Raw genomic sequence first — 13,856 nt, forward strand, 5'->3', positions numbered from 1 at the left:
GCTGAAATTCGCTCGGAGACCTGCGTAAGCTCCGCGACAAATGAGTTCTGTTTTTCTGGAGATCGCGCTGATCCTCGTCCTGCTCTTGTGCAACGGGCTCTTCGCGATGACTGAGATCGCCATCGTCTCCTCGCGCCGCGGCTTGCTGCAGGCGCGGGCCGACGCCGGGGACAAGGGCGCGGCCAAGGCGATCGAGCTGGCGGACACGCCGGACCGCTTCCTGTCCACGGTGCAGATCGGCATCTCGCTGGTGGGGGTGTGTGCGGGTGCCTTCGGTGGTGCCCGGCTCTCTGCTCGGCTGGCGGCGGTACTCGACCCATTGCCGGTGATCGGGGCGGGTTCCGGCTGGATCTCGTATGTGATCGTGCTCGGCACCATCACCTACCTGTCGTTGGTTGTCGGAGAGTTGGTGCCGAAACGCGTGGCAATGCGCTACCCGGAGGCGATCGCTTCGGCCACCGCCGGCATGATGACCAAGCTCGCCAGCTGGACCAGCCCGCTGGTTTCGCTGCTGGCCTCCTCGACCACCGGCTTGATGCGCCTTGTCGGCCTGAAGGAGACCGAGGAATCGAAACTCTCCCGCGAGGAGCTGACCGTGTTGATCCGCGAGGGCATGATCGCCGGAGGCGTGCATCGAACCGAGTCCAGAATGATGGAAGGCGTGCTCGGCTTCGAGTCGCTGGATGTTTATGACATCATGATCCCGCGGCCGAAGATGGTCTGGATCGGCCGCGACGAAAGCCACACCGAAGTCTGGCCGCGGATCGTCAAAAGCACGCACGGTGTCTTCCCGGTCTATCACGGCCAGCGTGACAATCTGGTCGGCGTGCTCTCGGTGAAGGACTGCTACGCGCAGCTTGCCGCAGGCATCGAGGTCCGTTTCGCCAATCTGATGCAGCCGCCGCTGCTGGTGCCGGAGGTCCAGAAGGCCAGCCTCCTGTTAGAAGACTTCCGCCGCACCGGCCATCATGCCGCCTTCGTGGTGGATGAATTCGGCGGGGTGGTCGGCATGGTCACCCTGATCGACCTGATGGAGGCGATCGTCGGTGACGTGCCATCGAAGGAGGAGCGCCTGAGCATGCCGATCAAGCAGCGCAAGGATGGCTCTTGGTTGATCGATGGACTCTTCGAGATCGAGAAGCTGGAGAACTTCCTCAAGGGCTTCTCTGCTCCCGAGGGTGCGGGCGACGACTACCAGACCATCGCCGGCTGGTTTTCGCAGCGCCTTGCCCGCGTGCCGACCGAAGGCGACATGATCGACGAAGGCGGCTGGCGCTTCGAGATCGTGGATATGGACGGCATCCGCGTGGACAAGGTGCTGGCCATGCGGATCGCGGCGAAGGCTACCAATCCGTAAGCTCCGGGGACCACTGGTAGCCCAGCGGCTTGTCGCGGTCGCAGACCAGCTTGCCGTCGCGCACTTCGAGCTCCGCCACCTGCACGGAGGTGCGCTTGAGCGAACTCGCGAACTCGTGCCCTTTGTCGCCGCCGGGGTGGGTGAAGTAGAGGATGAAGCAGCGCTCACCCTGCACCAGCACATCGGCATGGCGGCCAAAGGCTCCGTCATCGCGGCGCTTGCCCGGCGTGCCGAGGATCGTGCCGCCTTCTTGCAGCGTCCACTTCGTCAGGTCCTCGGACTGATAGACCTGCTGGCCATGCCACACATCCGCGATCATCCAGTAGCGGCCCTTGAAGCGGAAGACATTCGGCCCTTCCTGGCCGGCGTCATCCGCGGCGATGCCCTTGTCGGTCCACACCTTCAGATCCGTGCTGTCGGTCATCAGCGTCTTGCTGTCCTGCTTGTAGAACATCCGCCAGCCGCCGGCAGGCAGGGGAAAGATCGAAGCGTCGATGACGCTCTTCATCGGCAGCTTGTCGGAGAAGCTCCAGTGCCGCAGGTCATCGCTGGTGTAGTGCAGCATCGCCGGATCACCGGTCCAGTCGTTGTGCACGCCCTCGATGTAGGAGACCCACATGTGATACTTGCCCTCGATGTAGACTACCTCCGGTGCCCACCAGGTGTTCTTGCCACCGCGGGTTTCGAGTCCCTGCGCGGTGCCGGCGTAGTTCCAAGTGCGGCCGCCATCCTTGGAGACCGCCATGCCGATGTCGGTGCCGTAGCAATAGCCGACGCGGGGCAAATACTTCAGGTTCGCCCGCCGTTGGGTGTAGAACATCGTCCAGCACTTCTCGCCGCGGTTCCACACCAGCATCGGATCCGCGGCCCCGTCGAAGCGCGGGTCGCGGTAGAGCGGTGCTTGGATCGCGCCGGAGGGAGCCGCCTCCGCCATGCGGATCTCCAAGAAGGGATCGGCACCGATGCAGCTCGCTTCGGCAGTGATCTCGTTTGCGCCCGGCTTCAGCGAGGCAAGGGCTTCGCCTTGGATCGGCACCGGCACTTCGCCGGGAGTTTCACCGATGAAGTCGCCGACCAGGTGGCCATTGATCCGGATCGCCACATCCGCCCGGTGCGTCAGGAAGAGCTGTGGTGCCGCGGGCACTTTCGCGAGGTCGAGGCTCCCGCGTAGCCAGAGCTGGCCGCTGTCCCAGCGGGTCTTGGCCTTGCCTCCATAGGCCGCGCCGCTGCCAAAGCTCGCATCTCCGGCTTGCCACTTCGGGGCATCGCCGGAGCTGCCCGGAAACTCCGTGCTGAACTGCCATTTCGCAGTCGCTGGAAGAGATTCTTGGGCAAGGGCTTGGGCTGCAATCAGGCCGAGAAAAAGCAATGCTTTCACCCCGCCAGCCTGACGTTTTGGATGCCCTTGGCAAATCAAACCCGTTTGATCTGTGGGCCGGGGTCTCTCCCGGGCCTCGCCATCTCACGGCAACTTGAAATTCTTCGACTGGCTCAAGAACCGCTTCGGATTCTCAAACAACACCTTCTCGATCTCTTCCAGAGACTTCTTCCGCCGCTTCATCTCAAAGCCGCACTTCACCACCGCCAGGGGATCGGACACCCCCCAATCACACGCCGAGTTCAACCACAGCCGATCGCTGTGGCTCGTCTCCAGCATGTCGATCGCGCGGTTCGGCGTGCACTTGCTCTCCGGATAGAGGGTCAAGCCGGCCCAGTAGCCCTGCTCAAGTACGAGGTTCACCGTATGTTCCTCCACGTGATCGATGATCACCTTGCCCCGATCCAGCTTCGAGAATGAAGCCAGCGCATCCAGGATCAGCTTGGTGCCCTTCAGCTTGTCCTCCAGGTGCGGCGTGTGGATCAGGATCGGCAGGTCATGCTTCAGGGCGAGCTCGACGTGCTCGTGGAAGATCGCCAGCTCGTTCTTGGTGTTCTTGTTCAGCCCGATCTCGCCGATGCCCAGCACCGTCGGCTTTTCTAGGAACTCGGGAATGATCGACATCACCTCACGCGCAAAGACCGGATCTTCCGCTTCCTTCGGGTTGATGCAGAGCCAGCAGAAATGGGGAATGCCATACTTCGCCGCACGCTTTGGCTCATACTCCGTGAGCTGCCGGTAGTAATCGTAAAAGCCAGCCGGTGAGGAGCGGTCGAATCCCGCCCAAAAGGCCGGTTCGCACAGCGCCGCGCAGCCTGCCAGCGCGAGCTTCTCGTAGTCATCCGTGGTGCGGCTGACCATGTGGGCATGAGGCTCGATGTATTTCATGGAGATCGGAAAGCGGAAAGAGGAGGGCGGTAAGCGGAAGATGAGTGATTGATAGTTTCTTCAATCCTGCGGCGCGCCGTAAGCGAACTGGATGGTCGCCGCCTCCGCTGGCTCCGTCGAGTGATCCGACAGCGCCTCCAGCACTGCCTTTGCCCGGCCGGGCTGGTCGGACAGCAGGATCGGCAGCGCCTTCTTGAGCCCAGCGAGCCGGAAATCCGCTTCGCCCTCGTGCCGCTCCACCCGGTCCAGGAAGGCGGCAAGGTCGATCAATTTGTAGCGGGCGTCCATGAAATGGAGGTCCAGGATGTCCTTCTTGCTGGGCATGGCGGAATTGTAAGCGTGGTGGCGGGGATTCCCAGTGGGAAAGCGCAATCAACCGCCCGCGCCATCTAAACCTTTCACGTCACCGCGACATCCCGTATTCAGGAGAGCATGGATCCCGCCCGAAACCCGGCAGAGGCCTCCGAAACCTTCGTCACCGAGCTGACCGACCACCAGACGGCGATGCTTGCCTTCATCCGCGCCCTTATGCCGGGTTCCTCCGGAGCCCGCGACCTCTTGCAGGAAGTGAACATCATCCTCTGGCAGAAGCGCGAACAGTTTGAAGCGGGATCCAACTTCAAGGCTTGGGCTTTCCAGGTCATCCGCTTTCACCTGATGAACCACCGTCGCCGCCTCGCCTCGAAGGGTTGGCTGGTCTTTGATGACGAGCTGGTCGAGCGCATCTCCCCGGCGCTTGAAGCGGATCCGGAAGAGCTGGAGGTTCGCCACCAGGCCCTCCACCACTGCCTGCAAAAGCTCCGCCCGAAGGACCGCGAACTCCTTCAGCACCGCTATGCCAGCGGGGCGCCTCTCAATGATTACGCCAAGGCCATCAATCGCAGCCCCGGCACCCTGAAAGCCACTCTCTTCAATCTCCGTGCGGCCCTGCGCAAGTGCATCGAAGTCCGCTTCAAGGAGCAAGGCACCCCGCTGCGATGAGCATGAGACAGTCCGACCACCAGCTTGTGATGGCCGCCTTCGAGGGCGATCTTGGCGCCGCCGAATTCGAGGAACTCCAACGCCGCCTCAAGGCTGAGCCCGAGCTGCTCGCGCTCTACCGCGAGCACGCCCTGCTCCACCATTCGCTCACCGAGGAGTTCGAAGGTCGCCACTCCATCGGCGAAGCGGTGCCCCCGGTTTCCCGCGGGCCGCGCTGGCTCTTGCCGGTGATCGCCGTGGCGGTGATCGGCGCAGCGTCATTTGGCGCGTGGAAGTTCACCCATCGTGAGGATTCCGCGCGGATTGCCTCCGGCACTCCCGCCGACAAGGCGGAGGTCTTGCTGGAGCTGCGTGCGGACGGCCCGGGGATCACCCTTTTGGAAGACCGCTTCGATTCCGGTGAAATGAGCACCGGGCGCCGGCCTTCCCAAGGTGCAAGCCACTGGCGGCTCGAGCGCGGCTCGCCGCAGATTCGCGCCGGACACCTTGAGGGCAGCGGCTTCGAAACCTACTTCTACATCCCGAAGGACGGGCTCTCCGTGGCCCGGCCGGTCATGCTGGTTACGGTCCAGACCATGGCCGGTGGCGACAAGCCCTTCCACAGCCCCGGCTGGTCCGGCATCAGCCTCTACCAGGATGGCTACGAAGTTTGCTTCTTCGGTGACAGCTATGGCCCCGAGTGGACCTGGTCGCTCGATGTAAAGCGCAGCCTCGTCCCGCTCATGCCCGCGAAGAACGTCACTGGCCCGCGCACCATGACCCTGCTCTACGACCGTCGCGATGGCAGGGTGGAGCTGCACGAGGGCGACAGGCCCGGCAACTCGCCCTTGGTCCACTCGAAGATCCTTCCCGGCATGAACTTTGACCAGATCCGGATCGGAGCCTCGGAGGAGTCCTCGCTGGCGCTGGCTTGGATCCGGGTTCGGGTGCTGGAGGAGGAAGCGCGGAATAACCGTTGATAACGAGCAAGGAGCGGAATTTTCGGGAAAAAACCCCGTTGGGATTCTTGCGCATCGGTGTAAGATTTGGCCGGTAAACAGCGTCCCGCTTGTCGGCTCATGCGTGTCACTTTCCTTATGCTGGCTCTGCTTTCCTGCGCGGCTGCGGAGGAGCGGAAGCACTGGGCCTACGTGCCGCCGGTGAAAGCGGAGATTCCCGCTGCTGCCAATCCGGTGGATGCGCTGCTGGCCGCCTCATGGGGCGAGGCCAAGCTCAAGCCGGCCCCGCTCGCCGCGCCGCGGCAGTGGCTGGAGCGCGCCGCTTACACCCTCACCGGCTTGCCGCCCTCGGATGAGCAGTTGAAGCGGATCGAAGCGAATCCGGACGACGCCACTTGGAGCGCCTTGATCGATGAGCTGCTGGCCAGTCCCGCTTACGGCGAGCGCTGGGCCCGGCACTGGATGGATGTGGCACGCTATGCCGATACCCGCGGCTACAACTTCGACCAGGACAACCGCTACCCCTTCGCCTACACTTACCGTGACTGGCTGATCAAAGCCTTCAATGGGGACCTGCCTTACGACCGCTTCGTGAAGCTCCAGCTCGCGGCGGATCTTCTAACAGACAAGAAGGACGACCCGGATCTCGCCGCGCTCGGCTTCCTCACCGTTGGTTTGCGCGGTGGTCCTGTCGAGACCATCGATGACCGCGTCGATGTCGTCACCCGCGGCTTCCTCTCCAGCACGGTGGCCTGCGCCCGCTGCCACGACCACAAGTTCGACCCGATCTCGATGCGGGACTACTACTCGGTCTATTCGATCTTCGACAATACCAACGAGCCGGAAGACAAACCGGTGATCGGCAAGCCGCCGGATGAAGGTGCCTTTGCCGCCTACGAGCAGGAAGTCGCCAAGCTCGACAACATCGACCGAGAGGCCCGGCAGAAGATCGTCGATCATGTCCGGGCAAAGGAGAACTTTGCCAACTACCTCGACATCGCTTGGAAGGCGAAGAAGGAGGACTGGGACCGGGGTAAGGCGACTGCGGAGGGCTTCAAGCGTGGAAAGCTGCGGGCCAATGCGATCATGGCTTGGCGCGATTTCCTGAAGGATCGCGCTTGGGGAGACAAGGCCACGCCGCGTCTCAAGCAGTGGGCGCAGGAGATGGACACTGCCGCCGATGACGGCGCGCGCAAAGCCTTGAGCGATGCCTTGGCCACGGAGTGGCTCGGGGCAGGGGAGGGCAGCGAGCTGGCCGGCGTGCGGTCCCAGAGGGAGTGTCCGCTTAGCTACGACGTTGATCGTATTTCCGAGTTCATGGACCAGGAGGATGGCAACCAGCGCCGCCAGCGCCAGAGTGCCATGAGCAAGGTACTCGCCGAGCATCCGGGCTCGCCACCGCGGGCGATGAGCGTGAGCGACAAGAAGGATTGGTCTCAGGCGGTGATCTTCTTGCGCGGCAACCCCGCGAACCGCGGCGAGACCTTCGACCGCCAGTGGCTGAGCTTCCTCGGCGGTGGCAAGTTCGAGGATGGCAAAAGCCCGCGCCTGTCCTTTGCCGAGAAGATCGTCGATCCCGCGAATCCCTTGACCGCGCGCGTCATGGTCAATCGCGTGTGGGCCTGGCATTTTGGTGCACCGCTCGCGGAACCTGGCGACTTCGGGGTGCAGACGCCGAGCCCGGCGCTGCTGCCCTTGCTCGATACCCTGGCGGTGTCCTTCCGGGATAGCGGCTACTCGCTCAAGCAACTCCACCGTTTGCTCCTCACCTCGCAGGCCTTCCGCCTCGCCGCGAGCGGGCCGCCCGAGAACAATTCGATCGATGAGGCGAACACGCGCTTCTGGAAGTGGAACCGCCGCCGCCTTGACTTCGAGTCGATGCGTGACCGCGTGCTGGCATCGAGCGGGGCCTTGGATACCCACAGCACCGGCGGTCGTTCGGTGAATCTGGATAGTTCGAACTCCGATCCGCGGCGTAGCCTCTATGCCTTCGTCGATCGCTATGCCTTGCCGGGGACCTTCGTTTCCTTCGACCTGCCGCATCCGGATCACCACAGCCCGAAGCGGGTGGAGACCACCGTGCCGCAGCAGGCGCTGTATTTCCTGAATGGCCCGCTGGTGCTGCGCCAGGCGACCCACCTCACTTCCAGTGCGGAGTTCCGCGCGCTGCCAGATGATGCGGCACGGGTGATCTGGATCTATCAGAAGCTGTTCCGCCGTGCTCCTGCGACTGAGGAGAAAGAAGGCGCGATGGGTTTCATCGAGTCCGCCTCGCCCGCCGACTACGCGCCGCGACTCGGTGGCTATTGGCAAGTCCGCTACGGTCCTGAGACCGGCGCCCCGAGCGAGGATCTCACCACCTTCCCGATCTTTGCCGACAAGGTTTGGAAAACCGGCCCCGATCCCAGCACTGCGCCGGTGCGTTGGTTGAACGTGGGTGCAGGCGGCGGTCACGTCTCCGCGAATCATGTGATGGTCCTACGCTGGCGCTCCAATGGCGAGGGTCAGGTGCGCATGGTAGGCCATCTCAAGCGAACGCAAAAGAACGGCGATACCTTGGCTTGGCGGATCGACGGCCAAGGCAAGGAGCTGGCCGGTGCCGAGTTCCCCGCCGAGTCGGAGCGTGACATCGCCGGCACCTGGGTAGATGTGAAGGCCGGAGATACGATGGATCTCGTACTCCGTGCGCCGAAAGGTGACTCCTGCGGCAATATTAACTGGAACCTGCGGATTGAGGGCCGCGAGTCTGCCGAGGCACCGGTCGAGGAGGTCGGCAACTTCACCGACGAGTTTCCTAAATCCAACGATCCTCCCTCCATGCCCACCGCCGCCGATCCATGGGCAGACCTCGTCCAGATGCTCTGGGCCTCGAACGAATTCCACTTCATCGACTGATGCAGCTCCGAATGCAAAAGCCATGAGCCACCACGAATTCACACCAATGAAAAATGCAGTTTCAAAAGCTCCCCTGTCTTTCATTCGTGTCCATCTGTGTTCATTCGTGGTTCCTCTTGGATTCCGGCTGTTCAAATTTCGCGCTTTTCGCGTCCTTTCGCGGTTAAAACCAAAGTCCCCGCATGTCCCACCACCGCATCACCGCCAACGACATCGTCCTTGATCGCCGCGACTTCCTGAATCGCTGCGGCATGGGCTTCGGTGCGATGGCGCTGGGCGGGCTGATGAGCGGCCGTGCTTCCGGGATGTCGTCAGAACTGGTCGAGCCGCACTTCGCGCCGAAGGCCAAACGGGTGGTGCACCTCTTCATGAATGGCGGGCCCTCGCAGGTGGATACCTTCGACCGCAAGCCGAAGCTCCAGGAATTCCACGGCAAGACTATGCCGCTGGAGACCATGAAGACCGAGCGTCCGACCGGAGCGGCACTGCGCACGCCCTTCGAGTTCCAGCGCTACGGCCAATGCGGCCTCGAGGTCAGCGAACTCTTCCAGCACACCGCGAAGCATGCCGATGACCTCTGCGTGATCCGCTCGATGACCGCGGACGTGCCGAACCATGAGCCTTCTCTGATGCTCATGAACTGCGGTGATGGACGCCTGCCGCGGCCCTCGATGGGTTCCTGGGTCAGCTATGGTCTCGGCAGCGAAAACGAGAACCTGCCAGCCTACGTCTCGATGTGTCCGGGCGGCATGCCGATTAAGCGCGCCGAGAACTGGCGCTCCGCTTTCCTGCCTGGAAACTTCCAGGGTACCTATCTCGACAGCTCGATCGAGCAGGTGGACAAGATGATCGAGAACCTGCGCAACCCCGGCGCCCGCGATTCCCGCCAAGCCCACCAGCTCGCCTTCCTGCGCCAGCTCAACGAGCGCCACCTTGCTTCGCACGATCACGATCCCCAGCTCGAGGCCCGCATCCGCAGCTTCGAGCTCGCCTACCGCATGCAGAGCGAGGCGACCGATGCCTTCGACGTCACCAAGGAGCCGCAGCATGTGCGCGACATGTATGGCCCCGGTGCCTTCGCCCGTCAGTGCTTGATGGCCCGGCGCTTGTTGGAGCGCGGCGTGCGCTACATCCAGCTCTGGCATGGCAATGGCCAGCCATGGGACAGCCACGACGATATCGAGGATCACCGCCGCCTCGCCAAGGAGTGTGATCAAGGCATCGGCGCCTTCCTCACCGATCTCAAGCTGCGCGGCCTCTTGGACGAAACGCTGGTCCTCTGGGGCGGCGAGTTCGGCCGCACCCCCGCCGTCGAACTCCCGCAGGCCGGTTCAAATGCCGGCGTCATGAAGGGTCGCGACCACAACCACTTCGGCTTCACCGTCTGGATGGCCGGTGGCGGCGTGAAGGGCGGCCACATCCACGGCGCGACCGACGAGTTCGGCTTCCGGGCCGTGGAGAAGCCCATGCACGTGCACGACCTCCACGCCACCATGCTGCATCTGCTGGGCTTCGATCACGAAAAGCTCACCTACCGCTACTCCGGCCGCGACTTCCGCCTCACGGATGTCCACGGCAAGGTGGTGCGGGACATCATCGCGTGAAGCCGAAGTAGTCCGCACAGTCCTCTGTGCGGACGAAGCTGTTCTGGTGGCGCGCCTTGTCTGGAAGCTTCTCAGGGTGGCCCAATTGAGAATCTCGGTCCCATGCATGCGACCCAAGCCGTGAAGCAACTCGTCCGGACTCTGCGTGAGGCCGCAACTTTGCTTGAGCAACTGGGTGACGAGCACTGGGCCGCTTCGCTTAAAAGGAATGCAGAGGATCTAGAGCAGGGAGATGTCGAAGCGATCCAGAGCTTCCTCGGCTCCTTCGGCGGCATGGGTAGCCTCAACGATAGCTACACCCGCTCATATTCTGACAAGCAGGCCGATGATGAGGTGTCTCGGCATGAGCGTGCTTGCAGGCGCATCGAAGAGGCTTGGAAATTGGCGAAGGCTCTAGTGAATTCGAGCAGATGAGCCGAGCAGAGATCCAGCAGGCCTTTGTCGAATCGTTTGCGACGGGCAATCGCGAGCCTTTCACGGCGGAAGATATTGCAGCGATTGAGTCTGACTTGGGGGTGGTCTTTCCGGCAAGCTACCTTGAGTTCGTGAGCCGTTATGGCGCGATCCGCACGCCGGGACTTCTAGACCTTGTAACCGGAGGCGAGGCGGAGATTCCGCCCGAAGGCGCGAGTTTTGACATCAACGATTTCCTTCCAGCGGCTGAGATCATCGGAACTACTCGGGCCTACTGGGAGGGCGGGATGAAGGAGGATTTGGTCGCAATCGCAATGGACAGCGGTGGAAACGTCTTCGGCTTTCGCCGCGAAGTTCACGATGTGAGACCCGACGATTCGCCGGTCCATGTTTTCGATCACGACTACGTGACGATCAGCGAGGAGTCGCCCGGTTTCGACGTGTGGCTTGAGAGCTTTCTCCGAATGAAAGCCTTGCCTTGATTGAGACGGCGGGATCCCGCGCGCCAATCAATTCCGCCAGCTCAGCGCGCCCTTCTTGAGCGCATAGACGTAAGCGAAGGCCAGAATCCCCGCGAAGCCCGCCATCGAAAGCAGCGGCACCGCATTGCCGCCGGCCACGAGATCGCGGAACTGGACGGCCCACGGATACATGAAGACGACCTCGATGTCGAAGATCACGAAGAGCATCGCCACCAAGTAGAACTTCACCGAGAAGCGCGGTGCGCCTTCACCGATTGGCAGCATGCCGCACTCGTAGGCGCTGTCCTTGATCTTGTTCGTCCGCGCGGATTTGCCGAGCAGCACGCTCAGGGTCAGGCTCACGGCCGCGAAGCCGATAGCCACCAGGATCTGCACAAAGACGGGAAGGAACTGCGAGGACATCCGGGCGTGGTCTTAAGAAGTGGGGAGGCCCCTGGGGAGCAAAAAATCCGCCCCGCGAGAAATAGGTCCCATGGGTCTCATAGGACCTATCCGCCCCACCAGCGGGGCCTCCTACCTGGAAATGAAAAACCCGCACCGGGATCCGGTGCGGGCCTTTCGAAATGGGAGGCAAACCGGCACCTGGGTGGTGCCGCCTTGGCATCAATCAATCTTCCTGCTGCTGGGCGAGATATTCGCTCGAGGCTTCGTGGACACGCTTGGTGCCCTTGTATTCCTTGCCGATCTTTTCGACCAGACCGCGGGTCACCAGGTTCTGAAGTTTCTCGTAGGCGCGCAAGCGAAGCATCTCTTCGCCACCGCTTACGGCATTGCGGACCTTGAGATTGTCGAACACCCGTTCGAACAGATCATTGAAGCCAAACACCTTGTCTTCCGCGAGGACGTTGCAGAGTTCATCCGTTACGTGATCGGGAAGCCGGCGTGAAAACCGGGTGCGTTTCGTGGTGGTTGCCATAGCGCGGCAATCATAGCAGCAGAATGCCACTTGCGCGACCCCAAAAAGGTCGTGCATTGAAAAAAAACCTTAAGGAAACTCAAGTAAAAATTTTTAAATTGATATACAATTCAATGGCGCTGTGTGAGATCCCGCACGTTTCAATCGCTAAGATGCGTAATTTTGCCTAGCGGCCGTCGCGCAGAATACGATTTTCTTCGTCGAGGACGACCTTCTTGGCAAGCACGGGTGTCTGCGAAATGCCAAAAGCCATGATCGCGACGCGCTCACCCTTCTTAATGCGGTGGGCGGCTCCGCCATTGATGATGATGTGGCCGGTTCCGGCGGGCCCGGGCTGCACGTAGGTCTCCAAGCGGTTGCCACTGGTGATGGAGGCCACCAAGACCTTTTCGCCCGGCCAGAGGCCCACGGCGTCCATCAGATCCGTCGGGATCTCGATGCTGCCTTCGTATTCGACATCCGCAGCGGTGATCATCGCGCGGTGGAGCTTGGACTTGAGGACCTGGTGGAACATGGCGGGCGGGAAGAAAAAGGGGGAGCGGGGCGGGGTCAAGCAGGGAGTCCGCGCAGAAGTGAGCACTTGGCACCGGAGTCAGCGCCACTTGGCTCCTCCAAGCGACCGCTCACGGCCTGCTTCTTCAAATGAGGCGGGCCGCGCAGGGGTGTAGTGAGAGGACTCCCTCTGGGGAAAAAAGAACGGCCCGGGGTTTCCCCCGGGCCGTCTGTAACGAAAACTTGGAAAGCTTGCTTAGATCAGGCCAGCTTGCTTGAGCGTCGCGTGAGCGCCGTTCTTGGTGATGGTCTTGATGGCCTTGGCGCTGAGGGTCAGGCGAACCCAGCGGTTCAGCTCAGGTACCCAGATGCGCTTGGACTGAAGGTTCGGAGCGACCTTGCGCTTCACCACCTTGGTCACGTGGCGACCGATACCGCCCTTTTTCTTGGCGAGACCGGAACGGTTGATTTTGCCGCCGGAACGGACTCGGCTTCCTCGGATGCTGCAGACGCGGGCCATGGTGAAAAATTGGAAAAGGTTGCTGACGCGGGGCGGGGAAGATGGCGGATGGCCGGGGGGCGTCAAGGCAGAATTCAACGAAATGCATTTGCCCTTCGGCCAGATGTTTGACTTTTCTAAAAAATTCGCATACACGAAGTGCCGTGATCGCCCGCGACCAGCAACAATGGTTCTACGCGACCCCGGATGGCCAGAAGATTGGTCCCGTGGGTTTCGACTACCTGATTGAGCTTTCCCAGACCGGGAGGCTCGACCCGCGCAATGATCTGGTGTGGAGCACCGCCCTGAATGATTGGGAGCCGGCGGGCGATGTGGAAGGGCTGTTTGAGCGGCGCGCGCTGAAGCGCGATCTCGACTCCATGGCAGTGACCGACACCATGGCCTCCACCGGCGACTACAATGCTACGCCGATCGTCTCCAAGGCTCACTCCGGGGGCACCGGACGCTTGGGCTACCTCATGGGCGTGGTGGTGGTGCCAGGCCTGATCCTGTTTGGCTGGAGCTTTGCTGCGACATTCATTGCTCCCTACGCGCCGGAGGCTGCGAAGCCCTTCATTCCGATGGTTGCCGCCCCCTTGGCCGGCCTGATCGTGCTGGTGAGCACGGTCAAGCGCCTGAAGAACGTGGGGATGAGCGGCTGGTGGGTGCTCGGCTTCCTGATCCCGCTGCTGAATCTCTGGCTGGGCTTCCGCTGTCTGGCCTGCCCTCCCGGTTACGCCAACGTGAAGAAGCTCGACGCGATCGGCATGCTGCTGGCCTTCCTCTACTGGGGCTCTCTGCTCGCGGCTGTCGTGCTTGGTGGGATGGCGCTGGCCGGCTCGCTGGGAGAGCTGAAGAAATCAGGCATGTTAGAGGACCTGATGCGCCAGTTCAACGCGATGCGCTCGTCGGCCCTTCCGGACCGCTGAGGCTCCAGAGCTAACAGGGCAAAAAAACAGGCCCCGCGATTGCCCGCGGGACCTGTTGCTTGGAACTGTTAGCGGGCGGAAGG

At 62.1% G+C, this 13,856-nt stretch carries 15 protein-coding genes; 8 read left to right on the forward strand and 7 right to left on the reverse strand.

The annotated features are described in order from the left end of the window. Window positions 1-40: 40 nt before the first annotated feature. On the forward strand, window positions 41-1,357 hold the full coding sequence (locus BV071_RS23480; RefSeq protein WP_035612315.1) for a hemolysin family protein: 1,317 nt from the start codon (window positions 41-43) through the stop codon (window positions 1,355-1,357). Here the strand turns inward: BV071_RS23480 and BV071_RS23485 are convergent. From BV071_RS23485 to BV071_RS23495, 3 genes are all read right to left on the reverse strand, one after another. After that, a complete protein-coding gene (locus BV071_RS23485; protein WP_265594784.1) occupies window positions 1,344-2,735 on the reverse strand; it encodes a hypothetical protein in 1,392 nt (463 codons plus the stop codon). The two genes, BV071_RS23480 and BV071_RS23485, sit on opposite strands and share 14 nt — an antisense overlap. Before the next feature lie 84 nt (window positions 2,736-2,819). Further along, complete coding sequence (locus BV071_RS23490; protein ID WP_035612317.1) at window positions 2,820-3,623, reverse strand: TatD family hydrolase; 804 nt, start codon at window positions 3,621-3,623, stop codon at window positions 2,820-2,822. A gap of 60 nt (window positions 3,624-3,683) precedes the next feature. Then, window positions 3,684-3,947: a hypothetical protein gene (locus BV071_RS23495; RefSeq protein ID WP_035612319.1), complete on the reverse strand. Its 264-nt coding sequence runs from the start codon at window positions 3,945-3,947 to the stop codon at window positions 3,684-3,686. A gap of 108 nt (window positions 3,948-4,055) precedes the next feature. Between BV071_RS23495 and BV071_RS23500 the strand changes: the two genes are divergently transcribed. From BV071_RS23500 to BV071_RS23525, 6 genes are all read left to right on the forward strand, one after another. After that, entirely contained in the window at window positions 4,056-4,604 is a 549-nt protein-coding gene (locus BV071_RS23500; protein ID WP_035612322.1) for a sigma-70 family RNA polymerase sigma factor, read from the forward strand. 2 nt (window positions 4,605-4,606) lie between these two features. Further along, window positions 4,607-5,563 carry a hypothetical protein gene (locus BV071_RS23505; RefSeq protein ID WP_265594785.1) on the forward strand — a complete coding sequence of 319 codons (957 nt, stop codon included), beginning with the start codon at window positions 4,607-4,609 and terminating at the stop codon, window positions 5,561-5,563. A gap of 99 nt (window positions 5,564-5,662) precedes the next feature. Beyond that, a complete protein-coding gene (locus BV071_RS23510) occupies window positions 5,663-8,437 on the forward strand; it encodes a DUF1549 and DUF1553 domain-containing protein (protein ID WP_035612327.1) in 2,775 nt (924 codons plus the stop codon). Window positions 8,438-8,619: 182 nt separating this feature from the next. Beyond that, the gene (locus BV071_RS23515) at window positions 8,620-10,041 is read left to right on the forward strand and encodes a DUF1501 domain-containing protein (RefSeq protein ID WP_035612329.1); all 1,422 of its coding nucleotides are present in this window, start codon (window positions 8,620-8,622) and stop codon (window positions 10,039-10,041) included. Window positions 10,042-10,143: 102 nt separating this feature from the next. Further along, window positions 10,144-10,455, forward strand: coding sequence for a hypothetical protein (locus tag BV071_RS23520; RefSeq protein ID WP_035612330.1), 312 nt, complete (start codon window positions 10,144-10,146; stop codon window positions 10,453-10,455). After that, the gene (locus BV071_RS23525) at window positions 10,416-10,937 is read left to right on the forward strand and encodes an SMI1/KNR4 family protein (RefSeq protein WP_265594786.1); all 522 of its coding nucleotides are present in this window, start codon (window positions 10,416-10,418) and stop codon (window positions 10,935-10,937) included. Before BV071_RS23520 ends, BV071_RS23525 begins: the two co-directional genes overlap by 40 nt. 27 nt (window positions 10,938-10,964) lie before the next feature. Here the strand turns inward: BV071_RS23525 and BV071_RS23530 are convergent, their stop codons facing one another. The 4 genes from BV071_RS23530 to rpmB all read right to left on the reverse strand — a co-directional run bounded on the left by BV071_RS23530 (window position 10,965) and on the right by rpmB (window position 12,865). Then, the gene (locus BV071_RS23530; RefSeq protein ID WP_035612334.1) at window positions 10,965-11,339 is read right to left on the reverse strand and encodes an NADH-quinone oxidoreductase subunit A; all 375 of its coding nucleotides are present in this window, start codon (window positions 11,337-11,339) and stop codon (window positions 10,965-10,967) included. 205 nt (window positions 11,340-11,544) lie between these two features. Further along, the gene (locus tag BV071_RS23535; protein ID WP_052573795.1) at window positions 11,545-11,853 is read right to left on the reverse strand and encodes a hypothetical protein; all 309 of its coding nucleotides are present in this window, start codon (window positions 11,851-11,853) and stop codon (window positions 11,545-11,547) included. A gap of 166 nt (window positions 11,854-12,019) precedes the next feature. Then, complete coding sequence (locus BV071_RS23540; protein WP_035612335.1) at window positions 12,020-12,367, reverse strand: aspartate 1-decarboxylase; 348 nt, start codon at window positions 12,365-12,367, stop codon at window positions 12,020-12,022. Between the two features lie 234 nt (window positions 12,368-12,601). Then, complete coding sequence (rpmB, locus tag BV071_RS23545; RefSeq protein ID WP_035612473.1) at window positions 12,602-12,865, reverse strand: 50S ribosomal protein L28; 264 nt, start codon at window positions 12,863-12,865, stop codon at window positions 12,602-12,604. A gap of 143 nt (window positions 12,866-13,008) precedes the next feature. On the opposite strand from rpmB, the gene BV071_RS23550 reads away from it, so the two are divergent. After that, window positions 13,009-13,773, forward strand: coding sequence for a GYF domain-containing protein (locus BV071_RS23550; RefSeq protein ID WP_035612337.1), 765 nt, complete (start codon window positions 13,009-13,011; stop codon window positions 13,771-13,773). Window positions 13,774-13,856: the final 83 nt, after the last annotated feature.

It is taken from the genome of Haloferula sp. BvORR071 (assembly GCF_000739615.1).
In the GTDB taxonomy this organism is placed as follows: domain Bacteria; phylum Verrucomicrobiota; class Verrucomicrobiia; order Verrucomicrobiales; family Akkermansiaceae; genus Haloferula.

Coding starts and splice junctions, on each gene's coding strand:
- BV071_RS23480 (WP_035612315.1), top strand. CDS start 41: ATGAGTTCTGTTTTTCTGGAGATCGCGCTGATCCTCGTCCTGCTCTTG.
- BV071_RS23490 (WP_035612317.1), bottom strand. CDS start 3,623: ATGAAATACATCGAGCCTCATGCCCACATGGTCAGCCGCACCACGGAT.
- BV071_RS23495 (WP_035612319.1), bottom strand. CDS start 3,947: ATGCCCAGCAAGAAGGACATCCTGGACCTCCATTTCATGGACGCCCGC.
- BV071_RS23500 (WP_035612322.1), top strand. CDS start 4,056: ATGGATCCCGCCCGAAACCCGGCAGAGGCCTCCGAAACCTTCGTCACC.
- BV071_RS23505 (WP_265594785.1), top strand. CDS start 4,607: ATGAGACAGTCCGACCACCAGCTTGTGATGGCCGCCTTCGAGGGCGAT.
- BV071_RS23510 (WP_035612327.1), top strand. CDS start 5,663: ATGCGTGTCACTTTCCTTATGCTGGCTCTGCTTTCCTGCGCGGCTGCG.
- BV071_RS23515 (WP_035612329.1), top strand. CDS start 8,620: ATGTCCCACCACCGCATCACCGCCAACGACATCGTCCTTGATCGCCGC.
- BV071_RS23520 (WP_035612330.1), top strand. CDS start 10,144: ATGCATGCGACCCAAGCCGTGAAGCAACTCGTCCGGACTCTGCGTGAG.
- BV071_RS23530 (WP_035612334.1), bottom strand. CDS start 11,339: ATGTCCTCGCAGTTCCTTCCCGTCTTTGTGCAGATCCTGGTGGCTATC.
- BV071_RS23535 (WP_052573795.1), bottom strand. CDS start 11,853: ATGGCAACCACCACGAAACGCACCCGGTTTTCACGCCGGCTTCCCGAT.
- BV071_RS23540 (WP_035612335.1), bottom strand. CDS start 12,367: ATGTTCCACCAGGTCCTCAAGTCCAAGCTCCACCGCGCGATGATCACC.
- rpmB (WP_035612473.1), bottom strand. CDS start 12,865: ATGGCCCGCGTCTGCAGCATCCGAGGAAGCCGAGTCCGTTCCGGCGGC.